A 22219-nucleotide genomic window follows, 5' to 3' on the forward strand; every position below is an offset into this window, starting at 1 on the left:
CATCGCTTCCGGGGAGAGGAAGCCTTGCTGGGCGGCGAGGCCGGAGTGGCCCAGTTCTGGGCGGGAGCGGCGGGCGATGGTCGCGGCCATCCACGCGGCATACATCTCGACCAGGCGGCGGGCCTCCGCGATCTCGCGCTGACCGACCAGCACCGCCGCGTCGGGAAGGGCCTCCAGGTCGGCGCTGGAGCAGCCCAGGCGGGCGACGACATCTGCCGCCTGCCTGAGCTGATCTGCCGGTGTGTTCATGTCACAAGGATACCAAAACACGAACACAGATGTGAGGGTTTGTCACGTGTTGTGGATAACTTTATCGAAGGTTTATTCACTGGTCTCGACGGGCTCGACCACCGGGGCGGGCGGGGTCTCGACGGGCTCGACCACCGGGGNGCTCGACCACCGGGGCGGCTCGGTCTCGACGGGCTCGACCACCGGGCGGGCGGGGTCTCGACGGGCTCGACCACCGGGGCGCGGCGAGGCCGCCGGTGGGGGAGGCGTCCGGGGCTCGGACGGGAACTGACACAATTGAAGGCATGGCAGCACCTGTGACCCCGCCGCGCGGCATGCGCGATTTCCTCCCCAACGAGAAGGCGGTCCGGGAGCACGCGCTGGGCACGATCAGGCGGAGCTTCGCCGCGCACGGTTTCGACGAGATTGAAACCCCGGTGATGGAGGACTCGGCCCGCCTGCACTCCGGCCTCGGCGGCGACAACGAGAAGCTCGGGTTCGCGGTGCTCAATCGCGGACTCTCCCCGGCGGATGTCGCGGCCGCGGCCGCGTCCGGAGACCTCCTGTCGCTGGCGGACCTGGGCCTCCGGTTCGACCTCACCGTGCCGCTGGCCCGGTTCTACGCCAGCCATCGCGCCGAACTGCCCGCGGTCTTCCGGTCCATCCAGATCGCCCCGGTCTGGCGGGCCGAGCGCCCGCAGAAGGGACGCTACCGTCAGTTCGTCCAGTGCGACATCGACATCATCGGCGAGGCCGGACCGCTCGCCGAGATCGAACTGATCTCCGCGACGACCGCGGCCCTCGACGCCCTCGGGCTCGCCGGCTGCTTCGTGCGGATCAACGACCGGCGTATCCTCGCCTCGATGCTCGCGCACTGGAACGTGGCGCCCGATCTGGCCGAACGGGCCCTGATCACGATCGACAAGCTCGACAAGATCGGCGTCTCCGGCGTCGTCACCGAACTGGGCGGCCTCGGCGTCGACACCGACGGCATCGCGGAGACCCTTGAGGCGATGCCCACCCTCGGCTGGGACGCCGCCGCCCCGGCCTGGCTCGACCTCGCCGCCTACGCCGAGCTGCACGCCCTGCGCGACGCCCTGCCGGCCACCCGGCTGGTCTTCGACCCCACCCTCGTGCGCGGCATGGGCTACTACACCGGCACGATCTTCGAGATCGCGCACCCTGAGCTGGGCTACTCGCTCGGTGGCGGCGGCCGCTACGACGGGATGATCGGCCGTTTCCTCGGCACCGACGTTCCCGCCTGTGGGTTCTCGATCGGTTTCGAACGCATCGTCGACCTGCTCGGCGAGACCGGGGCGGCCGACACCGACGCCGTCGTGCTGGTGCATGAGAAGGATGCCGACCCGGCCGGCCTGGTGGCGCTCAAGACGGCCCTCGTCGCCACCGGGCTGCGCGTGCGCCTCGAACGCCGCACCAAGAACCTCACGGCGCTGCTCGACCGGGCCGCCGCCGCCGGGTACGGGCGGTACGCGTTCGTCACGCCCGAAACCGCACAGCCCGGCTCGCTCCAGTTCCGTCCGCTGGGTGAATCAGCCCACCATCACTAGACTGTTATGGGATTGGAACACAGCGAGGTCTTCCTTGATTCCCCGAGATCCCCACCCCCAATTAAAGAAAATAAAGGAAACAGGAGACAGCTGTGGCTCTCATTGAGGCAGTAGTAGCGCGCGAGATTCTCGACTCCAGAGGCAACCCGACCGTCGAGGTCGAGGTATTGCTTGACGACGGTTCGGTTAGCCGCGCTGCGGTTCCGTCCGGCGCATCGACCGGTGCGTTCGAAGCTTATGAATTGCACGACGGCGACAAGTCGCGTTACCTCGGCAAGGGCGTGCTCAAGGCCGTTGACGCCGTCATCGACGAGCTCGGCCCGGCAGTCGAAGACCTCGACGCCACCGACCAGCGCATCGTCGACGCCGTCCTGAACGAGACCGACGGCACCGACAACAAGCACCGCGTCGGCGCCAACGCCATCCTCGGCGTCAGCCTCGCCGTCGCGAAGGCCGCCGCCACCTCGGCCGGCCTGCCCCTGTTCCGCTACCTCGGTGGCCCGAACGCGCACACCCTGCCGGTGCCGATGATGAACATCATCAACGGTGGCTCGCACGCCGACAACGACGTGGACATCCAGGAATTCATGGTCGTCCCGCTCGGCGCCGAATCCTTCGCCGAGGGCCTCCGCTGGGGCACCGAGACCTACCACGCGCTCAAGGCGCTGCTGAAGTCCAAGGGCCTCTCCACCGGCCTCGGCGACGAGGGCGGCTTCGCCCCGAACCTGCCCAGCAACCGTGCTGCCCTCGACCTCATCGTCGAAGCCATCGAAAACGCCGGCTACACGCCCGGCAAGGACATCGGCCTCGCGCTCGACTGCGCCGCCTCCGAGTTCTACAAGGACGGCGTCTACCACTTCGAGGGCAAGGAACTCACTGCCCAGGAGTTGTCCGCGTACTACGTGGAGCTCGTCGGCGCCTACCCGCTCGTGTCGATCGAAGACCCGCTCGAGGAAGACGACTGGGAGGGCTACGTGCACCTCACCGCCGAACTCGGCGACAAGGTCCAGATCGTCGGCGACGACCTGTTCGTCACCAACCCGGTTCGCCTGGCCAAGGGCCTCGAGCTCGGAACGGCCAACTCCATCCTGGTCAAGGTCAACCAGATCGGCACCCTCACCGAGACGCTCGACGCGGTTGCCCTCGCCCAGCGCGCCGGCTACACCACGGTCATCTCCCACCGCTCCGGTGAGACCGAAGACACGTTCATCGCCGACCTCGCCGTCGCCGTCGACGCCGGCCAGATCAAGACCGGAGCGCCTGCCCGCAGCGAGCGCGTCGCTAAGTACAATCAGCTGCTGAGGATTGAAGAAGAGCTGGGCGAGGCCGCGGTTTACGCGGGCCGTTCCGCTTTCCCGCGGTTCACGGCCTAGCTGGTTCGGAGCTCTCGAGGCCCGGGTCATCCGGGCCTCGAGAGCTCCATTTTTTTGTCCGAGTTCGGTTAGGGTTCGAGTAGCCTCCCGAATCCGACGAGCGCGAGAGGGGTGTGCCATGGCGAGGAAATCTGCCGAACGACACCCCGTCGCCCTCAGAAGCACCGAGACCGCGACCGGCAACTGGCTGCGCGGCCTCCGGCTGTCCGGCTTCTCCTTCATGATGATGGGCATCCTGATTCTCGCTGTGATCGTGCTGGCCCCCGGCATCCGTACCTATGCGGAGCAGCAGCAGCAGATCGAGCGGCTGACCAAGGCCGTCACGGCCCAGCAGGGCAGCGTCGACGAGCTCAAGTCCGAGCGCGAGCGCTGGAACGACCGCACCTTCGTCACGACCCAGGCGCGCGACCGGCTCTCCTACGTGCTCCCCGGCGACGTCAGCTTCCTCGTGATCAACGACCTCGCCCTGCCCGTCGCGGGCGGCACGGAGACGCCGCCGGCGAGCTCCGTCATCCAGAACACCAACGTCGATTGGCTCTCCTCCATGTTCGCCTCCGTCATGATGGCCGGTCTCGCCCCGGAGGCCGTGAAATGACGCGGCCACCCTTCGCCCCGGTCAGCCAGGCCGACATCGCCACGGTTTCCGCCCAGCTCGGCCGGCCGGCCCGCGACGTGGTCGGCATCGCCGGTCGCTGCGTCTGCGGCGCCCCGACCGTGGTGGCCACCGCGCCACGGCTCAGCGACGGCACGCCGTTCCCGACCTTCTACTACCTCACCCACCCGGCCGCCACCGCCGCGCTGTCGTTCCTCGAAGCCACCCAGGTGATGAACGAATACAACCAGCTGCTGCAGGACGACGACGACCTTCGGGCCCGCTACCTTCGTGCACATCAGGGGTTCCTGGAAGACCGCGAATCGATCGGCGTCGTCCCGGAGCTCGCCGGGATCTCGTCCGGCGGAATGCCGGAGCGGGTCAAATGCCTGCACGCCCTCGCGGCGCATTCCCTCGCCGCCGGGCCGGGAGTCAACCCGATCGGCGACCTCGCCCTGGTCAGGGCGGCCTGGACTCCCACGGTCTGCGAGTGCCTCGACTACAGCTCGGCGGACGCGTGACCACTTCCTGGCGACGGATCGGGACGGGCGTCGGCCTGTGCCTGGCCCTGGCGCTCGGCGGGGCATCCGTGGTCATCGACGCGCCGCCGGCACACGCCGACCAGGTGCGCGACCTCGAATACTGGCTGGCCGACTACGGCTTCACCCAGGCCTGGGCGACCACTCGCGGCGCCGGCGTGAAGGTGGCCGTGATCGACACCGGTGTGGCCCCCAACATCACCGAGCTGGCCGGCGTGGTCGTCGGCGGCACGGATGTCTCCGGTCTCGGCTCCGCCAACGGCCAGACGCCCGTCGGCGACCGCAGCGAACACGGCACCCTCGTCTCCACGCTGATGGCCGGGCGTGGCACGGGGGAGGGCACCGGGATCATCGGCGTGGCCCCGGCCGCGTCGATCCTGGCCGTGTCCGTCGCGTTCGGCACCAACGGCGCCACGCTCAGCAACGACGACCAGATCGCCGCCGGCATCCGGTGGGCGGTCGACAACGGGGCCGACGTGATCAACATGTCGCTGACCCGGAACACCCTGGACTGGCCGACCAGCTGGGATGACGCGTTCCTCTACGCGTTCGAGCACGATGTCGTCGTCGTCGCGGCCGCCGGCAACCGGGGCAGCGGCACCACCGAGGTCGGCGCGCCGGCCACCATCCCCGGCGTGCTCACGGTCGGCGGCGTCGACCGGAACAAGACCGCCAGCTTCGACGCCTCCTCCCAGGGCATCACCATCTCGGTGGCGGCCCCGAGCGAGCAACTCGTCGGCGTCGTGCCGGGCGGCGGTTACGTGCAGTGGGACGGCACCAGCGCGGCCGCGCCGATCGTCTCGGGCCTCGTCGCGCTCGTGCGGTCCGCCTACCCGAGGCTCGACGCGGCGGAAGTGATGAACCGGGTGATCGCCACGGCGAATCCGAACGGCCACGAGGTGCCCAGCCCGATCTACGGGAACGGTCTGATCGACGCGGCGGCGGCCGTGACGGCATCCGTGCCTGCCTCCACCTCACCGACTCCGACGCAGCTGCTCCAGGAGTGGATCCGGGTGCACCGCCGCGCCGACACCGCCCCGACCCCGGCCCCGGAGACCACGGCGGTCGCGCCGGTCCCACCGAAGAAGGATCCGGCCCTGCCCGCGCACAACCTGGCGGCGGCCTGGCTGCCCGGCCCGCTCAGCCTGACGTATGTGACGGTGCCGCTCCTGGTCCTTGTCGGGTTTGGTATCCTAGTAACGCTGTTCGGCGTAGGGGCCACTCGGCACTTCAAGCGATTACGATCAAAACGCTGAGTTTTCGCGCATCCAATCTGTAGGAGGACCTCTAATCGTGCCCAAAATTCTCATTGTCGGCGGCGGCTACGCGGGTTTCTATACCGCTTGGAAGCTGGAGAAATGGCTGCGAGCCGGCGAAGCCGAGGTCACCATGGTCGACCCGCTTCCGTACATGACGTATCAGCCGTTCCTGCCCGAGGTCGCGTCCGCTTCCATCGAGGCACGCCACGCGGTCGTCGCGCACCGACGCCACCTGGCCAGGACCAACGTGCTCACGGCCAAGGTCACCCACATCGACCACGCCACGAAGACCGCGACCATCACGCCACCGATCGGCGAGCCGTGGGAATTCGTCTACGACATCGTCGTGGTCACCGCCGGCGCCGTCTCGCGTACGTTCCCGATCCCGGGCGTCGCCGACCAGGCCTTCGGCCTGAAGACCATCGAGGAGGCCGTCGCCATCCGCGACCGCGTGCTCACCAACTTCGACAAGGCCGCCCAGCTGCCCGCCGGCCCCGAGCGCGACCGCCTGCTGACCTTCGTGGTCATCGGCGGCGGTTTCGCCGGCATCGAGGTCTTCGCAGAGCTGCGCTCGTTCGCCACGTCGCTGCTGAAGTCCTACCCTGAGATCGGCTTCGACGACACCCACTTCCACCTCGTCGAGGCGATGGGGCGGATCATGCCCGAGGTGTCCGAGCCGACCAGCCTCTGGGTGATCAAGAACCTCGACCAGCGCGGCGCGCAGATCCACCTCAATACCCAGCTGACCAGCGCGGTCGACGGCAGGATCGAGCTGTCGACCGGTGAGAGCTTCGAGTCCGACCTCATCGTCTGGACCGCCGGGGTCATGGCGAACCCGGCGATCGTGCGTCACACCGACCTGCCGATCGAAGAACGCGGGCGCCTCCAGGTGCGCACCGACCTGCGCGTGGGCACCGAAGACGAGATCATCGCGGACGCCTGGGGCGCCGGCGATGTCAGTGCCGTGCCCGACCTCAGCGGAGGGGGAGTGGGCGGCTTCTGCGTTCCCAACGCCCAGCACGCGGTACGCCAGGGCAAGCTTCTCGCGAAGAACATCGTCGCCGTGCTCCGCGACGAAGCTCCCCAGGAATACCTGCACAAGAACCTCGGCGCCGTCGCGGGCCTCGGCGTGGGCCACGGCGTCTTCCAGTCGGGCAGGATCGCGATCACCGGCCTGCCGGCCTGGATCGCGCACCGCGGCTACCACGGCCTCGCCATGCCGAGCTGGGAGCGCAAGCTTCGCGTCGTCTGGGGCTGGGTGAACAACTTCTTCCTGGGCCGCGACATCGTCTCCCTCGCCGCCGTGGAGAACCCGCGCGCGGTGTTCGAGGAGTTCGCGTCGCGCCCCAAGCCGCCGGCGGAAGCCGCGGCACCGGCCAGGGCGTTCCCGGCCAAGGCCGCTCCCGTCAAGACCGCGGCAGCTGCCGTCACGACTGCCGCTCCGGCCGAGAAGGCCGCCCCGGCCGCCCGTGCGCCGCGGAAGACGGCCGCGAAGCCGGTTGCCACGGTCGACGCGGGCGAGGCGACCGCGACCGTCGACGTCGAGAACACCGTTTCCGCCGCCAAATAACACCGGCGGCGCCGGCAGCACCTACGCTTGAAGCGTCCGGCCTCGGCCGGGCGCGCCCCCGTAGCCCAATGGCAGAGGCAGACGACTTAAAATCGTCACAGTCTGGGTTCGAGTCCCAGTGGGGGCACCACGCAGGACGGCGTCAGCGCTATTCGCCCGGGAGGGCGAGGTCGACGAAGGCCCGCACCGCCGCCGACACCCGCCTGCTGCGGGAGGCCGCCAGGTAGACGGTAAAGTCGGGCACGTTCGCGACCGGGATCCTCCGCACGCCGCGGGCGTCCCGCGCGGCGAACTCCGGCAGCAGGGCGACGCCGAGGCCGTTGGCGACGTATTCGGCGGCCGTCCCGATGTCGGAGACTTCGATCATCACCCTTCGTTCCACGCCGGCGACCGTGAACGCGTCGTCCACGATCCCGCGGCTGGCGTAGCCGGGCGGCAGGTCGATGAACTCCTCCGGCGCGAGGCGGGCGAGCTCCACGGTGCGGGCCGCAGCGAGCCGGTGGCCGTCCGGCACCACCAGCACCATCGGCGACGACGCGATCGGCCGCGCGATCAGCGACGCCGGCACCGGCCCGCTCAGGGCGAGGAAGGCCAGGTCGAGTTCGCCGGAGGCAAGGTCGTCGACCAGCCCGGCCGACCCGCGCCGGGCGGCACGGAGGCGCACGCCGACCCCGGGGTGCCCGGTGCGGAACAGGCCGAGCAACCCGGGGACGTCGACGAGGGTGACCGAGGTCATCAGCCCGATCACGATGGACCCGGTGATGGCGTGCGTGGTCTGCTGGGCGACATCCCGCACCTCGTTCACCGCGTCGAGCGCCTCGCGCACCTTCGGCAGAAGCAGGTCCCCGGTGGAGGTGAGCCGGATCTGCCGGCGGCTGCGGTCGAAGAGCTCGACGCCGAGTTCGCTCTCGAGCGACCTCACCCCGGCCGACACGGCCGACTGGGCGATGGTGAGCCGGTCGGCGGCGCGGGTGAAGTTCAATTCGGCGGCGACGGCGCTGAAGAATTCGAGCTGGCGGAGGTCCATCCGTCAATTATCTCATTTACAGATTGGTGGCATCCGTCATCAGCGTTGTTTCATATCGGTCGGCGAGAGACGATGAATGGAGGCGCCGGACCCCCGGCGAGCCGGGAGGCACACATGACGACGAACCCACCAGCCCTGAACGACGAGGCGACGGATGCCGTTCCCTCTCCCGCCACGACGCCCGCCCCCGTCCCGCCCGGCACCGCCGCCCTGTCCCGCCGTTCCGCCGACCGGGTCGTCGAGTGCCTCACGGCGCACGGGGTCAAGTGGGTGTTCGGGGTTCCCGGCGCCAAGATCGACCCGGTCTACGACTCCCTCGTCGACGGCGGCCCCGAGCTGATCGTCTGCCGGCACGAGCAGAACGCCGCCTTCATGGCCGCGGCCGTCGGGCGCCTGACGGGCCGTCCCGGGGTCGTGCTCGTCACGAGCGGCCCGGGCACCTCCAACCTGGCGACCGGCCTGCTCACCGCGACCACCGAGGGAGACCCGATGGTCGCCCTCTGCGGCGCCGTCCCGCGCGCCGACCGTCTCAAGCGCACCCACCAGACCATGGACGCCGTCGGCATGCTCTCGGCCGTGGCCAAGTCCGCCGGGGAGGTCAGCGTCGCGGACAACGTGCCGGAGGCCATCGCCAACGCGTTCCGGCAGGCGACGCAGGAACCCCAGGGCGCCGCCGCTGTCGTGCTGCCCTACGACGTGCTCGTCGACTCGACCACGGTGACGATGACCAACCCGCACTGGGTGCCCCAACTGGGCGCCGCGCCGGCCGAGAGCGTGCAGCGGGCCGCCGCCCTGCTGACGGGAGCCAGGTTCCCGGTCATCCTCGCCGGCGCGCGGTCGGGCTCAGACCGTGCCACTGCGGCCCTGCGCCGCCTGCTCGGCGTCGCCGGCCTGCCCGTGGTCGAAACCTTCCAGGCTGCGGGGGTCATCTCGCACGAGCTCGAGGAGCACTACCTGGGCCGGGTCGGCCTGTTCCGCAACCAGCCGGGGGACATCCTGCTGCACAAGGCGGACGTGATCCTGGCCGTCGGCTACGACTTCGTCGAATACGAGCCGTCGAAATGGAACAGGGACCACCTGCGGGTGATCATCCACCTCGACGAGCTCATCGCCGACCTCGACGACTATTACCGTCCCACGGTCGAGCTCCGCGGAGACGTCGCCGAGACCCTCGACGCCCTCGCCCGGCAGATCGACGGGCTGAGCCTGCCGCCGGCGGCGGCCGAGGTGGTCGCCGTGCAGCGGGCTCGTCTCGCGCAGGCCGACCAGGCGACCGGGCACGACGAAACCGAGGGCGTGCATCCGGCCGACCTGACCCTGACGATGCGCGAGCTGCTACCGGACGACACCACGGTGCTCTGCGACGTCGGCTCGCACTACATCTACATGGCCAGGCATTTCCGCACCTACCACCCGCGCACCCTGCTGTTCTCGAATGGGCAGCAGACCCTCGGCGTTGCCTTGCCGTGGGCGATCGCGGCCACCCTCGTGCGGCCGGGCACCCCGGTGGTGTCCGTGTCGGGCGATGGCGGTTTCCTCTACTCCGCGATGGAGCTCGAGACGGCGGTGCGGCTCGGATCGACCTTCACGCACGTGATCTTCAACGACGGAAGCTATGACATGGTGGCGTTCCAGCAACAGGGCAAGTACGGTCGCACCTCCGGCGTGCAGCTGGGCGACTACGACGTGGTCGGCTACGCCGAGTCGTTCGGCGCGCACGGCTACCAGGTGACCCGGCTCGCGGACTTCGCGGCGGTGCTGGCCACGGCCATGGCCGAGCCTGGCCCGAGCATCATCGACGTGAGGGTCGACTACCGCAACAATAGAGACGAACTGATGGCCGATCTGGAAAGCGACGTGCTGCAATGAGCGAGATGACCGTGTCCCGGCACGAGATATTCCAGACGAGCCTGATGAGCGCGCTGCTCGACGGCGTGTACGAGGGCGAGATGACCGTGCGCGACCTGCTCGGCCACGGTAGTTTCGGCATCGGCACCTTCAACGGGCTCGACGGCGAGATGCTCATCGTCGACGGCACCTGCTACCAGCTGCGTGCCGACGGCGGGGTGTCGAAGGCGGACCTGGGCGCGTACACGCCGTACGCGGTCGTCACGAACTTCGTGCCCCACATCGAGAGCGAGCTGCCGCCCGGCGTGCTGCGTTCCGAGGCGTCCGACGTGATCGACCGGCTGACGGCATCCGAGAACTACATGTACGCGCTGCGCATCGACGGTGACTTCGAGTGGATCAGGATGCGCACCGTCGTCAAGCAGCAGAAACCGTACCGGCCGATGGTCGAGGCGACGGATGAGGACGCGATCGTCGAGTTGCACAATGTCACCGGCGTCGTCGTCGGTTTTCGCACGCCGCTCTACGAGCAGGGTATCGGCGTGCCCGGCTGCCACGCGCACTTCATCACCGACGACCGCACGGCGGGCGGGCACGTGCTCGACTTCAAGCTGCGCTCCGGCGTGGCCGCCCTGTGCCTCGGCACCGACCTGCGGCTGCAGCTGCCGCTGACGGATGCCTTCCGCGACGCCAATCTCTCACCAGAGGATCTCGCCAGGCAGCTTCTGAAGACCGAGTCGCACGCGTAGGGCAGGACTCGCCCTCGTCAGTCGGGGAGCGCTCGATCTGCTCGACCACCGGCGGTGATTGAGCCGTGCGGTGATCGAGCCGTGCGGTGATCGAGCTTGTCGAGATCACGGGTCTCGACGGGCTCGACCACCGGCGATGACCGGGTCTCGACGGGCTCGACCACCGGCGATGACCGGGTCTCGACGGGCTCGACCACCGGCGATGACCGGGTCTCGACGGGCGTGACCACCGGTTTTGACGGGCGTGACTACCGGCCGTGCCGCGTCTGACCGCTCAGGTTGTGCGGGGCGCAGGTCAGAATGGGGCGGGGTCCACGTCGGGCTGGTCGGGCTGGTCGGGTAGCGCGGGTTCCGGGTCGGTCTGGTCCGGTGGTGCGGGTTCCGGGTCCGGTGGCGTGGTTGTGCTGGCGGGCGGTGGGGTGGTGTGGATGATGGTCGCGGGTTCGGTGGTGAAGGTGTGCCCGGTCGGTGATGTCCAGTGCAGGTGCCCGTTGTCCAGGTGTGTCACCGTCCACCCGGTCTCGCTTTTGAGGGCATGGCAGCCTTTGCAGAGATTTGCGAGGTTGTCGTGGGCGGAGAGGCCGTCGAATTGCCAGTCGAGGGAATGGTCGAGGTCGCAGTGCGCTGCCGGGTTGTTGCAGCCGGGGAATCGGCAGGTCTCATCTCGCAGGCGGAGCCACTTCTTGAGGGGTTTCGGGAGTGGTCCCGGCCGACCGAGAGCACCACCCCGGTCTCGGGATGGGTGAGCAGCCGGGTGAATCCGGCCGCACCTCCGGCCAGTCGCCTCGCCGTGTCGGGGTCGATCGGCCCGTACCCTTCGAGGTGTCCGGGTTCCTCTGACTGGCCCAGCAGGGTGAGCACCGGGACGCTCACGTTGACCGTGGCCCGGATCCCGGCACCGACGCCGGCCGGGGTGACCCCGTCCAGGAGCAGATCGGCGAGCACATCCGCCCGGAGCTGGGACAGGGTGCGGGACTCGGTCGCGCCTTGCAGGCTCTGCGCCGCGACGCTCACCCGGTGGTACGCGGCGTTGACCTTCTCGGCCGTGTCATAGAGCCAGATCGACGCCATCCCATCGGGTTCGGCCTCGATCCCGACTTTCCGGTCGGCAACGGAGATGGTGTGCCGGGCGAGGATCGTCTCGGGGTGGAGTCGTTCGCGGAGCACCCGGGCCTTGTACTTCAGCTTGGCCACGGTCAGGTGCCCGGCCGACCGTAGCAGCGCCGCCTCGAACCGGGGTTTGGCCGCCGGCGGGACAGTCCACGCCTGCCCGATCAGTACCTGCGCGTGCCGGTAACTGATCGTCCCCGCCTCAAGGGCGGCCCGGGTGGCGGGCAGGTCGTCTGCCAGGGCGCGGCTGGCCTCGATCAGGTTCTCCGCGGTGCGCTGCGGGAACCGCAGAGTCACGGCGAGTTCGCTGACGAACTCCCGCTCCGCGACCACGCCCGCCGGCCACCGGCCGCCCGGCACGGCCCGGCTGGCCGCGGTGGCTTCGCTGTAGCGGCGGGCCTCGTCCACCAGGGTCGCCCGCCGGGCGAAGGCGGCCGCGATCTCCCGCTCGGCAGCAGCGATCGCCTTGAACCGGGTGCCGAGGCCCTCCTGCCGGGCGATGAATGATGCTGTCATACCGGTCACACTACGGGCACCCACTGACATTCCCAGGCCTGAAACCGCCCCACGGGAAGAGTGTGGATAACCTGATCAACCCCATAATGTGGAGGGTTAGCTCCCGGTCGCGGGCCGACATCCCGACCGCGGTGTGAAGGCTCTCATGCCGCGCCCGAAACGGCACGGCGCTACCGCGACCGCGGGTGCGGGCTGCCGAAACAGGCGCGGCGAGAGGGACCACCGGCGGTGATCGAGCTTGTCGAGATCACGGGTCTCGACGGGCTCGACCACCGGGGTGACTGGGTCTCGACGGGCTCGACCACCGGCGGTGATTGAGCCCGTCGAAATCAGCGGGTCTCGACGGGCTCGACCACCGGCGGTGACCGGGTCTCGACGTTCGGCTGCCGAGACGAGCGCGGCCGCTCCCATCCCACTGCGAGTGCGCTCCGGCAGTGGTCAGGGGAGGACATGACCGCCGGTGGTGAAGAGTCGGTACCACTCCTCGCGAGTCAGCGGAATCTCCGAGCCTTCGGCGGACTGGCGCAGGCGGTCGCGGTTCGTGGTGCCGAGCACCACCTGGATATTCGCCGGGTGCCGAGTGATCCAAGCGACGGCGATGGCCGCGGGGGACACGCCGTACGCGGCCGCGAGCCGGTCGATCTCGTCGTTTAGCTCGGCAAAGTTCTCCCGGTCACCGAGGAAGACGCCGTCGAAGAACTGTTTCTGGAACGGCGACCAGGCCTGCAGGGTGATGTCGTTCAAACGGCAGTAGTCGAGCAGGCCGTTGTCGCGGTCGATCGACTGGTCGAGCCCGGCCATGTTGGCGGCGACGCCGGCAGCGATCAGGGGAGCGTGGGTGATGCTCAACTGGACCTGGTTCACGATCAGCGGCTGGGCGAGGGAACGCTTGAGGAGCTCGATTTGTCCCGGGGTGTGGTTGGAGACGCCGAAGCCCAGCACCTTCCCGGCACCGTGCAGGGTGTCGAAGGCCGCCGCGACCTCGTCGGGTTCGACGAGGGTGTCCGGGCGGTGCAGCAACAGCAGGTCGAGGTAGTCGACCTTGAGCGCGGCGAGCGATTCGTCGACGGATCGCAGGATGTGCTCGGCCGAGAAGTCGAAGAACCCGGAGCGGATGCCGACCTTCGACTGGATCGTGACGGCCGCGCGCTCCGCCGGCGAGAAGGCGATGGCGTCACCGAAGCGTTTCTCGCATCCGTGCCGCTCGTCGCCGTAGATGTCGGCGTGATCGAAGACGCTGATGCCGGCGTCGCGAGCGACTCCGACGAGGGAACGGATGTCGTCATCGCTGAGCGAGGAGATCCGCATCAAGCCGAGGATGATGTTCGAGGCTTCGCGATTCGTGTGCGGCAGGGTCAAGGTCTTCATGGTTCCATCCTGCCTGACTCCCGGCGCCGGGCCGAAATCGTGCTCCGGTCAACCCAGGTGGTCGAGGTAGCGCAGGATGATGCCCTCGCGGAGCGCCCAGGGCGACACCTCGAGCTCGGCCACGTCGAAGGCGGCCATCGCCGCGCCGAGCACGATCCCGCCGGCGACGATCTGGAACGTGCGGTCGGCGGTGATTCCGGGCAGAGCCGGGCGGGCTTCGGCCGGGATGCGGGCCAGGCGCGGCACCCAGTCCGCGAGCTGGGAGCGGCCGAGCAGCATCCGTTCGCCGGAGCCGAAGCCCTCCGAGGTCGACCCGGCCAGCCTGGCCAGGGACCGGATCGTCTTCGAGGAGCCGACCACGTGGTGGGGCGTGGGGAGCCCGGCGAAGGCGTCGACGGCATCCGCGAGCACGGCGGCCGCGTGCTTCCGGAGCGCCGTCACCTGCTCTGGCAGGGGTGGGTCGTTGTGCAGGAACCCGATCGTGGAGCGCCCGGCGCCGAGCGGGAGGGACACCGCGACGGTCGGGATCTCGTTTCCGCCGGCCGCAATTTCGAGCGACCCGCCGCCGATGTCGAAGAGCAGGATGTCCCTGGCCGACCAGCCGTACCAGCGGCGCACCGCGAGGAAGGTGAGCCGGGCCTCGTCCTCGCCGGAAAGCACCTGCAGGGCGACGCCGGTCTCCCGTTCGACCCTGGCCAGCAGTTCGGCCCCGTTCGTCGCGTCGCGGAGCGCCGACGTGGCGAAGGGGAGCAGGTCGTCGACGTTGTGGCGCCGGGCCATTCCCGCGGCGTTGCCCACGGCCTCAAGCACGGCCGTGCAGCCTTCTTCGGTGATCTCGCCGGCCGGGGTGAGGTAGCGCATCAGCCTGAGCACGGCCTTGTCGGAGGCCATCGGCACCGGTTGGGCGCCCGCGTGCGCGTCGACGACCAGCAGGTGGACGGTATTCGAACCGACGTCAAGGACTCCGAGGCGCACGCTCTGACGATAGCCCCTCGCGGGCGGGGCCGGTCACCGAACGCATCAGCGGCAACAGGGCAGCGCGGCCCCTTGCTGCCCGGGGTCAGTCGACAGCGGGGGCAACGAACCGCTGCCACGCCCAGGCCCCCGTGCTGAGCGCCGCGAAGGCGCCGGCCGCCACCCAGAGCAGGGTGATGGTCCCGTTGCCGTGCCAGGGGGTCATCGCCGGCGACAGCACCGCGAACATGATCGTGAAGGCGAGCACGGTCAGGCCGGCCCAGACCGGCGGCGACCAGGCCAGGATGCTCCGCCCGCTCGTGCTGCCGAGCGGCACCAGCACGATGGCGGCCGACCCGATCGCCGCGAGGACGATGCTGTTGGCGACCTCCGCGCCGAAGGCGCTGGCGAAGCCGGTGGCCTGCGGCAGCGCCCCGAGCGCCAGCCAGCCAGCCACGGCGAGCAGGATCAGGCTCCCGGCCCGCACCGCCGCGAGCTGGCCTCGGCGCTCCGGCCGGGAGCCGGCCGCGATCGTGACGCTGCCGAGCAGTCCGAACAGCAGCGCCGGCTGGATCTCGAACACCCGCGACGCGAGCGCGCTCACCCCGACGAGGAGCAGGTAGCGCGGCAGGAAGGTGACGGATGCGTTCAACCCCAGCACCCGCCGGCCCCACCACCGGGGCACGAGGGCGCCGACCCCGTTGACCACGAGCAGGGCGATCATGACGGCGACCAGCAGCCTCAGGTAGGCCGGGCGGCTGCCGACCGGCCCCGACAGCATCACCAGGGTCGCGGCGGCGACCAGGGCCGCCCCGGCCACGAACCAGCGGTTCACGAGCACGGTCGGCGCGGTCTCGAAGTCGTTCCGCGGGTGGTTGCGGCCGGCGATCGGGGCACTGGGCCAGAGGGGGCGTCCCGCCCTGGCACGGGAGATGGTGCCGCTGAGCAGTCGGGCCGGGATGGCCAGCAGCAGAAGGCAGCCGAGGGCGAGCAGCGCGGCCTGCAGCAAGGACAGGGCGGAGCCCGGCGGGAGCACCGCCGTCGTGAACTGGGTCGGGTCGTTCCAGCCGCCGGTGAGCCCGGTCGGTGGCACGGTGGCATCCGGGCCGGGGACCGGAGGGAGCGCCTGCGGGGCCGGGAGCGCCGCGTCCGGCGGCTGGGCGGGCTGCGCCGGAGCCTCGGTCGTGCCGCCTCCGGTCGGCGGCGCCAAGGGAGCGGCGGACGCACCCCCGCCGCTCGAAGTCGGCGTCGGCGCGTCGCCGTAGAACACGGTGATCGCCGGGCTGCCGACGCTCATGTTGCCGGCCGGATCCTGCTGCACGACGCGCACCTGGTAGGAACCGGCGGCGACTCCGCCGGCCGTGCAGCGCCAGGCACCGCCGGAGACCACAACGGTGCACACCGAATACGGCCCGGCGAACACCGTGACGGACGCGCCGTTCTCACCCGTACCCGCATACGCCGTTCCGCTCAGCGGCACCCGCGCCGAGTCGGCGGGGGAGGCCAGCCCGGGGGCGGCGGGAACGTCGACGTCGAAGCGCAGCGTGACGGGGGCGCTCGTGTTCGACGAGGACGGCAGGCTGAAGGAGGTCTGTTGCACGGCGGTCACCTCGACCGGGCCGCTGGCCAGGTTGCCGGAGAACGCGCACGACCAGGCGCCGGCCCCGTCGGCGGTGGAGGTGCACCGTTGGCCGTCGTCCAATTCGGCGATGACGGATGCATTCGGGTAGCCGCTCCCGCGCACGACGCCGTTCGAGGCGTCGCCGCCGGTGGGGCCGCCGCTGACGCTCGGGGCCGCGAGCACCGCGATGGTTTGCTGGGCCGCGAGGGCAGGCTCACCGGTGACGACGACGCGCAGGGGCACGGACGGGCCGCTCGGCAGCGGCACGTGCGTGCAGGTCCAGGTGGTGGACTGGCCGGCGGCCACGATGCAGAGCGGGTCGCCGCCGGTCGGGGACAAGAGCTGGATCTCCTGGCCGCCCGCCCGGGTGCCGGACACCGTGGTGCTGCCGCTGCCCACAAAGCTGCCGGCCGGCGGGCTGTCGATGGTCGGGGCCGGCGCCGCCGGGGCGCTTTGCGGGTTGGGGGTCGGCGACGGGGTGGCCGGAGACGGAGACGGAGTGGGGGTGGGCGCAGGGTCGGCCGGGATCGACTGCACGGCCCGCGGCGGGCCGGGCTGGGCGTGGGCTGCGGCCGGGGCGGCGACGGCCGCGGCCCACACTCCGACCAGAAGCACGAACACCAGGCCGAGAACGGAGGTGCCGGCCTGGCCCGGGTTCGATCGGCCCCGTCGCGCGCCGGTGGGGCGCAATGCGGCGAAGCGAGACCGAAGCATGAATACCCCCTGCCACCATTTCAGGGGTCATCGCCGCAAAAGTCAACGTCAGCGACCCCGCGAGTCTCCGACGAGGCACATTCGTTATCTCCGGGCATGGTGCATACTGACGACAGGGTCGAACGTCCCGCTCCTTTTCGGCGAAGAGTGAGGTGTCTCATGGTCCAGGCCCGCCCGATCGCTCGGCTCCGATCGCCGCGGAAAAGGTGAAGGCGGTGCGCTGATGGGCATCGATCTGTCGGTCGAGCCGGATGCCGCGCCCTGGCTGACCCCCGACCGGTACTGGCCTTCCCTCACCGAAGCCACTGCCGGCCTCGACACCCCCGTCGCCGCGCTGCACCTCGGCGCCCTCCGCCACAACACCTTCGACCTGCTCTCCCGCGCGGCCGGCAGCCCGATCAGGGTCGCGACCAAGTCGATCCGGGTGCGCGGCGTGATCGAGGCGATCCTCGCCGTGCCGGGATACCAGGGGCTGCTCGCCTACACGCTGGCCGAGGCACTCTGGCTGGCCGAAACGATGACCGACATCGTCGTCGGCTACCCGACCGTCGACCGCGCGGCGATCCACGCCCTCGGCCGGTCGGCCGAGCTGGCCGGGCGAGTCACTCTGATGGTCGATTCGCTCGACCACCTCGACTTCATCGACGTTGTCCTCCCTCCCGGGCAGCGGGAGACCATCCGGCTGTGCCTCGAACTGGACGCAGGCTGGAACGCGCCCGTGCTCGGCCATCTCGGCGTCCGGCGATCGCCGGTGCACACGGTGGGCGATGCCCGCGCGCTCGCCGCCGGCATCGCCGGCAGGCCCGGGTTCCGCCTCGTCGGGCTGATGGGCTACGAGGCGCAGATCGCCGGGCTCGGCGACCGGCCGGCCGGCAAGCCGATCGAAGGCCGGGCCATCCGCTGGATGCGGGCGCACTCGATCGCGGAGCTGTCCGCGCGCCGGGCCGCGGCGGTCGCCGCGGTGCGGGAGGTCGCCAACCTCGAATTCGTCAACGGCGGCGGCACCGGGTCGCTGGAGAGCACCCACGACGACGGCTCGGTGACCGACATCGCCGCCGGCAGCGGGTTCTTCGGCGGGCACCTCTTCGACCACTACTCGGCTTTCCGGCCGGCGCCGGCCGCCGCATTCGCCCTCTCCGTCGTGCGCAAACCGTCCGCCTCGACCGCAACCCTGCTCGGCGGCGGCTGGATCGCGTCCGGGCCGACCGGCCCCGACCGCACCCCGCGGCTGGTCTGGCCCGATGGCCTCGCGTTCGTGCCGCGGGAGATGGCGGGCGAGGTGCAGTCGCCGGTCACCGGCGCCGCCGCCGTGCGGCTCCGGGTCGGCGACCGGGTGTGGCTGCGCCACACCAAGTCCGGCGAGCCGAGCGAGCACGTGAACGAATTCGCGGTGGTTGACGACGGCCTGGTGGTCGACCTGCTGCCCACCTACCGCGGCGAAGGGAAGGCGTTCCTGTGAGCGCGAGCGGCGCCAGGTGGAGCAACTGGGCCGGCAGCGAGACGGTCCGTCCGGTGCGGGTGGAACGCCCGACGAGCGTGGGCGCCGTGCAGCGGGCCGTGATCGCGGCCGCGGCATCCGGTCTCAGGATCAAGGCCGTCGGCTCCGGCCACAGCTTCTCGGGCATCGCCGTGGCCCCCGGGGTTCAGCTCGACCTGAACGACCTCTCCGGCCTGGTCTCGGTGGACGAATCCCTGGGCCGGGTCACCCTGGCCGCCGGCACCCGGCTGCACCAGCTGCCGGGGCTGCTCGCGCCATACGGCCTTGCCCTGGCGAACATGGGCGACATCGACCGGCAGACCGTCGCCGGGGCCATCTCCACCGGCACCCACGGCACCGGCGGCGGTTTCGGCGGGCTGGCCACCCAGATCACGGCGGTGAGCCTGGTCGCCGCCGACGGCAGCCTGCTCCGCGTCAGCGCCACCGAGAACCCGGAATTGCTGCCGGCGGCTCGGCTCGGGCTGGGCGCCCTGGGCATCCTCGTCGACGTCACCGTGCAGTGCGTGCCCCGCTTCCTGCTGCACGCGGTCGAGGGCATCGAGCCGCTCGAGGAGGTGCTCGAGAGCTATCTCGAACGTTCCCGCACGCTGGACCACTTCGAGTTCTACTGGTTCCCGCACACCGGCGGCGCCCTGACCAAGACCAACACCCGGCTGCCCGGCGACGCGGCCGGAGCGCCGGTCGGCCGGCTCTCCGGCTGGGTCGACGACGAACTGCTCGCCAACGGCCTCTACCGGGGGATCTGCGCCATCGGCACCGTGCTGCCCGGCTCGGTCCCCGGCTTCAACCGGCTCGCCGAACGGCTCGCCGGCCGCCGCGAATACACGGATGCCTCCCACCGCGTTTTCATCTCCCACCGCACCGTGCGCTTCCACGAGATGGAGTACGCCCTGCCGCGGCACCTCGTCCCCGCGGCCCTCCGCGAGGTGCGGGCCCTGATCGACGCCCGCGGCTGGCGCATCTCCTTCCCGCTCGAGGTGCGGTCGGCCGCCGCGGACGACCTGTGGCTCTCGACCGCGCAGGGCAGGGAGACCGGCTACATCGCCGTGCACCGGTATCACCGGGAAGACCCGGCGGAGTATTTCCATGCGGTCGAGGCGATCATGCGCGCGCACGACGGACGCCCGCACTGGGGCAAGGTGCACTACCTGGACGCGGAGACGCTCGGCCCGGCCTACCCCCGGTTTGCGGATTTCCTCCTGGTGCGTGACAGGCTCGACCCGGAGCGCCGCTTCAGCAACAGCTATCTGGAAAGAGTCCTGGGTCGATGAGCACCAAACCGGCACGCACCAACGCCCCAGCGGCGAGGGCCTGGCCCCACCGCGCCCGCGAGCTCGGCGCCCGGCTGCCCGACGGTTTCGTGATCGGAACGGGGACGTCAGCGTTCCAGGTCGAGGGCGGCGCCAGGGACGGCGGGCGGGGCGAATCGAGCTGGGACCCGTTCACCGCCACGGCGGGCCGGATCGTGGACGGGTCGAACGCATCCGTCGCCGCCGACCACTTCCACAAGCTCGACGAGGACGTGACCCTGCTCCGTGAGCTGGGCGCCGACGCCTACCGGTTCTCGTTCGCCTGGTCGCGAGTGCAACCCGACGGCCGTGGCGCGCTCAGCCGCACCGGCCTGGCCTTCTACGACCGGCTGCTCGACGGCCTGCTCGCCGCCGGCATCAGCCCGATGGCGACGCTGTTCCACTGGGACACGCCGCAGCGGCTCCGCGGCGGCTGGCTCGGCCGGGACACCGCGCTGCGGTTCGGCGACTACGCGCACATGCTTGGCGAGGTGTTCGGCGACCGGATCGACTCCTGGGTCACCCTGAACGATCCGGCCACCGTATTCCTCGCCGGGTATGCGCTGGGCACTGATGCGCCGGGGGAGACCCGCCGCTTCGGCGCACTGCCGGCCGCGCACCACCAGCTCCTCGGCCACGGTCTCGCCGTGCAGGGACTGCGGGCGGCCGACGTGCGCGGCGGGATCGGCATCGCCAACCTGCACACGCCCGTGCAGGCCGACAGCGGCCGGGAGGCCGACGAGGTCGCCGCCGCACTGTTCGACGTGCTGCACAACCGCCTCTTCGCCGACGCAGTGCTGCTCGGCCGCTACCCCGAGCCGCCCGAGCCGTATGCGCTTGACCTGCGGATGCTCCTCGAAACCGACCCGGACGACCTCTCCGCGATCCACCAGCCGCTCGACTTCTACGGGCTGAACTACCTCCAGCCGTCCCGGATCAAGGCCGGCCCGGCCACGCCGAAGACCCCGGCCGGCCCGCCGAAAAACCTGGGGAAGTCGGAGACGACCGTGTCGTTCCCGTTCCACGTCACCCCGTTCCGCGAGTTCGCGGTCACGGGGGCCGGGGCGGCGATCGCCCCCGAATACCTGGGCGTGGCCCTCGGCGAATTGCACACCCGCTACGGCGACCGGCTGCCGCCGGTGTACATCACCGCGAGCGGCGCCGGGTTCCCCGACGTGGCGGACCGGTACGGCGCGGTCGACGACCCGGCCAGGATCGACTATCTTGCCGAGCACCTCACCGCGGCGCTCGACGCCGTCGCGCCCGGGGGCGTGGCCGACGGCGTCGACCTGCGCGGTTACGTGGTGCGGTCCCTGCTCGACGGCTTCGAGTGGACGGCCGGGTACACCCAGCGCTACGGACTGGTCCACGTCGACTTCACCGCCGAAAACCGGAAACGCACGCCCAAGTCCTCCTACCGGTGGCTCCAGCAGGTGCTCGCCGCCCGCTGACTCGGTGGTCCCTGCGGTGCCGAGGCGCCGGGGCGGGCGGGATGCCCGGGCGCGGGCTACGGGGTGCGGCGCCGCAGGGTGATCGACCCGAGCACGACCGCGCCGACGATCCACCCGGCGATGATCAGCAGCTCGCCGCCGACGTACGCGGCATCCTGCGAATCACTGGCGACGGCCTGCAGTGCATCGATCGCGTGCGAGAGCGGAAGCCAGTCGCTGAACACCCGGAGGGCATCCGGCAGCTGGTCCCGCGGGAGGAAGATGCCGCCGAGCAGGATCTGCGGGAAAACGAGCGCGGGCATGAACTGAACGACCTGGAACTCGGTGCGCGCGAAGGCGCTGGCGAGCAGGCCGAGGGATGTGCCCAGCACGGCGTCCGCGACCGCGACCGCGAGCAGCAGCCAGACCGATCCCTTGATCGTCAGCCCGCAGACCCAGACCGAGTAGCCGACCGCCACCGCCGACTGCAGCACCGCGAGCAGGCCGAACGCCAGCGTGTAGCCGAGGATGAAGTCGCCCTTGCCGAGCGGCATCGACAGCAGCCGTTCGAGTGTTCCGGTCCGCCGTTCCCGGAGGGTGGTGATGCTCGTGACCAGGAACATGACGATGAAGGGGAACAGGGCGATCATCGCCGGCCCGACGGTGTCGAAGACCGGGGTGTCGGAGAAGATCCAGGCGACCAGCCCGATCAGCAGGCTCGGCACGACCAGCAGGAGCACGATCGTGCGCGGGTCGTGCCGGATCTGGGTGAGCACCCGCCCGGAGGTGGCGAGCGTGCGGCGCGGGTTCACGAGTCGCCCGCTTCCCGGGCGGCCGGGGCGTTCGACGGATGCGCGGCGATCAGGGCGAGGAACGCCGCCTCCACGTCGTCGGTGCCGGTTGCGGCGAGCAGCCCCGCCGGGGTGTCGTCGGCGAGGATCTCGCCGTCACGCATCAGCAGCAGGC

General features: G+C 70.6%; 18 protein-coding genes and 1 tRNA gene. 12 read left to right on the forward strand and 7 right to left on the reverse strand.

Annotation, left to right across the window (positions count from 1 at the left end; translation table 11 throughout):
• The coding region (locus tag E3T48_RS01290) for a hypothetical protein (RefSeq protein ID WP_134522078.1) at positions 1-249 on the reverse strand (249 nt) is incomplete at its 3' end.
• Positions 250-533: 284 nt separating this feature from the next.
• On the opposite strand from E3T48_RS01290, the gene hisS reads away from it, so the two are divergent.
• The 7 genes from hisS to E3T48_RS01325 all read left to right on the forward strand — a co-directional run bounded on the left by hisS (position 534) and on the right by E3T48_RS01325 (position 7259).
• The gene (gene hisS, locus E3T48_RS01295; protein ID WP_134522079.1) at positions 534-1796 is read left to right on the forward strand and encodes a histidine--tRNA ligase; all 1263 of its coding nucleotides are present in this window, start codon (positions 534-536) and stop codon (positions 1794-1796) included.
• A 92-nt stretch (positions 1797-1888) separates the two neighbouring features.
• Positions 1889-3169, forward strand: coding sequence for a phosphopyruvate hydratase (gene eno, locus E3T48_RS01300; RefSeq protein WP_134522080.1), 1281 nt, complete (start codon positions 1889-1891; stop codon positions 3167-3169).
• 118 nt (positions 3170-3287) lie between these two features.
• Positions 3288-3764: an FtsB family cell division protein gene (locus E3T48_RS01305; RefSeq protein WP_134522081.1), complete on the forward strand. Its 477-nt coding sequence runs from the start codon at positions 3288-3290 to the stop codon at positions 3762-3764.
• The gene (locus E3T48_RS01310; protein ID WP_134522082.1) at positions 3761-4282 is read left to right on the forward strand and encodes a DUF501 domain-containing protein; all 522 of its coding nucleotides are present in this window, start codon (positions 3761-3763) and stop codon (positions 4280-4282) included. The genes E3T48_RS01305 and E3T48_RS01310 overlap by 4 nt, the downstream gene beginning before the upstream one ends.
• Positions 4279-5556: a S8 family peptidase gene (locus tag E3T48_RS01315; protein ID WP_134522083.1), complete on the forward strand. Its 1278-nt coding sequence runs from the start codon at positions 4279-4281 to the stop codon at positions 5554-5556. Before E3T48_RS01310 ends, E3T48_RS01315 begins: the two co-directional genes overlap by 4 nt.
• A 37-nt stretch (positions 5557-5593) precedes the next feature.
• Positions 5594-7129 (forward strand): NAD(P)/FAD-dependent oxidoreductase, encoded by a 1536-nt coding sequence (locus E3T48_RS01320; RefSeq protein WP_134522084.1) that lies wholly within the window; start codon positions 5594-5596, stop codon positions 7127-7129.
• A 54-nt stretch (positions 7130-7183) separates the two neighbouring features.
• Positions 7184-7259: transfer RNA gene (locus E3T48_RS01325), tRNA-Leu, on the forward strand.
• 18 nt (positions 7260-7277) lie between these two features.
• On the opposite strand, the gene E3T48_RS01330 is transcribed toward E3T48_RS01325, so the two are convergent.
• Positions 7278-8156: a LysR family transcriptional regulator gene (locus E3T48_RS01330; RefSeq protein WP_134522085.1), complete on the reverse strand. Its 879-nt coding sequence runs from the start codon at positions 8154-8156 to the stop codon at positions 7278-7280.
• Between the two features lie 114 nt (positions 8157-8270).
• Here E3T48_RS01330 and alsS point away from each other — a divergent pair, with 114 nt between their 5' ends.
• Positions 8271-10025 (forward strand): acetolactate synthase AlsS, encoded by a 1755-nt coding sequence (gene alsS, locus E3T48_RS01335; protein ID WP_134522086.1) that lies wholly within the window; start codon positions 8271-8273, stop codon positions 10023-10025.
• A complete protein-coding gene (gene budA, locus E3T48_RS01340; RefSeq protein ID WP_241986518.1) occupies positions 10022-10753 on the forward strand; it encodes an acetolactate decarboxylase in 732 nt (243 codons plus the stop codon). The genes alsS and budA overlap by 4 nt, the downstream gene beginning before the upstream one ends.
• Before the next feature lie 504 nt (positions 10754-11257).
• Here budA and E3T48_RS01350 read toward each other — a convergent pair.
• The 4 genes from E3T48_RS01350 to E3T48_RS01365 form a co-directional block, all read right to left on the reverse strand.
• Positions 11258-12379: a DUF222 domain-containing protein gene (locus E3T48_RS01350; protein WP_166789590.1), complete on the reverse strand. Its 1122-nt coding sequence runs from the start codon at positions 12377-12379 to the stop codon at positions 11258-11260.
• Between the two features lie 438 nt (positions 12380-12817).
• Positions 12818-13747, reverse strand: coding sequence for an aldo/keto reductase (locus tag E3T48_RS01355; RefSeq protein WP_134522089.1), 930 nt, complete (start codon positions 13745-13747; stop codon positions 12818-12820).
• Positions 13748-13795: 48 nt separating this feature from the next.
• Positions 13796-14722 carry a Ppx/GppA family phosphatase gene (locus E3T48_RS01360; protein ID WP_134522090.1) on the reverse strand — a complete coding sequence of 309 codons (927 nt, stop codon included), beginning with the start codon at positions 14720-14722 and terminating at the stop codon, positions 13796-13798.
• 85 nt (positions 14723-14807) lie between these two features.
• Positions 14808-17036, reverse strand: coding sequence for a hypothetical protein (locus E3T48_RS01365; RefSeq protein ID WP_134522091.1), 2229 nt, complete (start codon positions 17034-17036; stop codon positions 14808-14810).
• A gap of 223 nt (positions 17037-17259) precedes the next feature.
• Between E3T48_RS01365 and E3T48_RS01370 the strand changes: the two genes are divergently transcribed.
• The 3 genes from E3T48_RS01370 to E3T48_RS01380 are packed head-to-tail and all read left to right on the forward strand — an operon-like array spanning position 17260 to position 21274.
• Positions 17260-18495 carry an alanine racemase gene (locus E3T48_RS01370; protein ID WP_134522092.1) on the forward strand — a complete coding sequence of 412 codons (1236 nt, stop codon included), beginning with the start codon at positions 17260-17262 and terminating at the stop codon, positions 18493-18495.
• Positions 18492-19805: a D-arabinono-1,4-lactone oxidase gene (locus E3T48_RS01375; RefSeq protein WP_134522093.1), complete on the forward strand. Its 1314-nt coding sequence runs from the start codon at positions 18492-18494 to the stop codon at positions 19803-19805. The genes E3T48_RS01370 and E3T48_RS01375 overlap by 4 nt, the downstream gene beginning before the upstream one ends.
• A complete protein-coding gene (locus E3T48_RS01380; protein ID WP_134522094.1) occupies positions 19802-21274 on the forward strand; it encodes a glycoside hydrolase family 1 protein in 1473 nt (490 codons plus the stop codon). Before E3T48_RS01375 ends, E3T48_RS01380 begins: the two co-directional genes overlap by 4 nt.
• Before the next feature lie 56 nt (positions 21275-21330).
• On the opposite strand, the gene E3T48_RS01385 is transcribed toward E3T48_RS01380, so the two are convergent.
• Positions 21331-22065, reverse strand: a complete 735-nt coding sequence (locus E3T48_RS01385; RefSeq protein ID WP_134522095.1) for an ABC transporter permease — start codon at positions 22063-22065, stop codon at positions 21331-21333.
• Positions 22066-22219: the final 154 nt, after the last annotated feature.

The organism is Cryobacterium fucosi (assembly GCF_004403515.1).
GTDB classification, from domain to species: domain Bacteria; phylum Actinomycetota; class Actinomycetes; order Actinomycetales; family Microbacteriaceae; genus Cryobacterium; species Cryobacterium fucosi.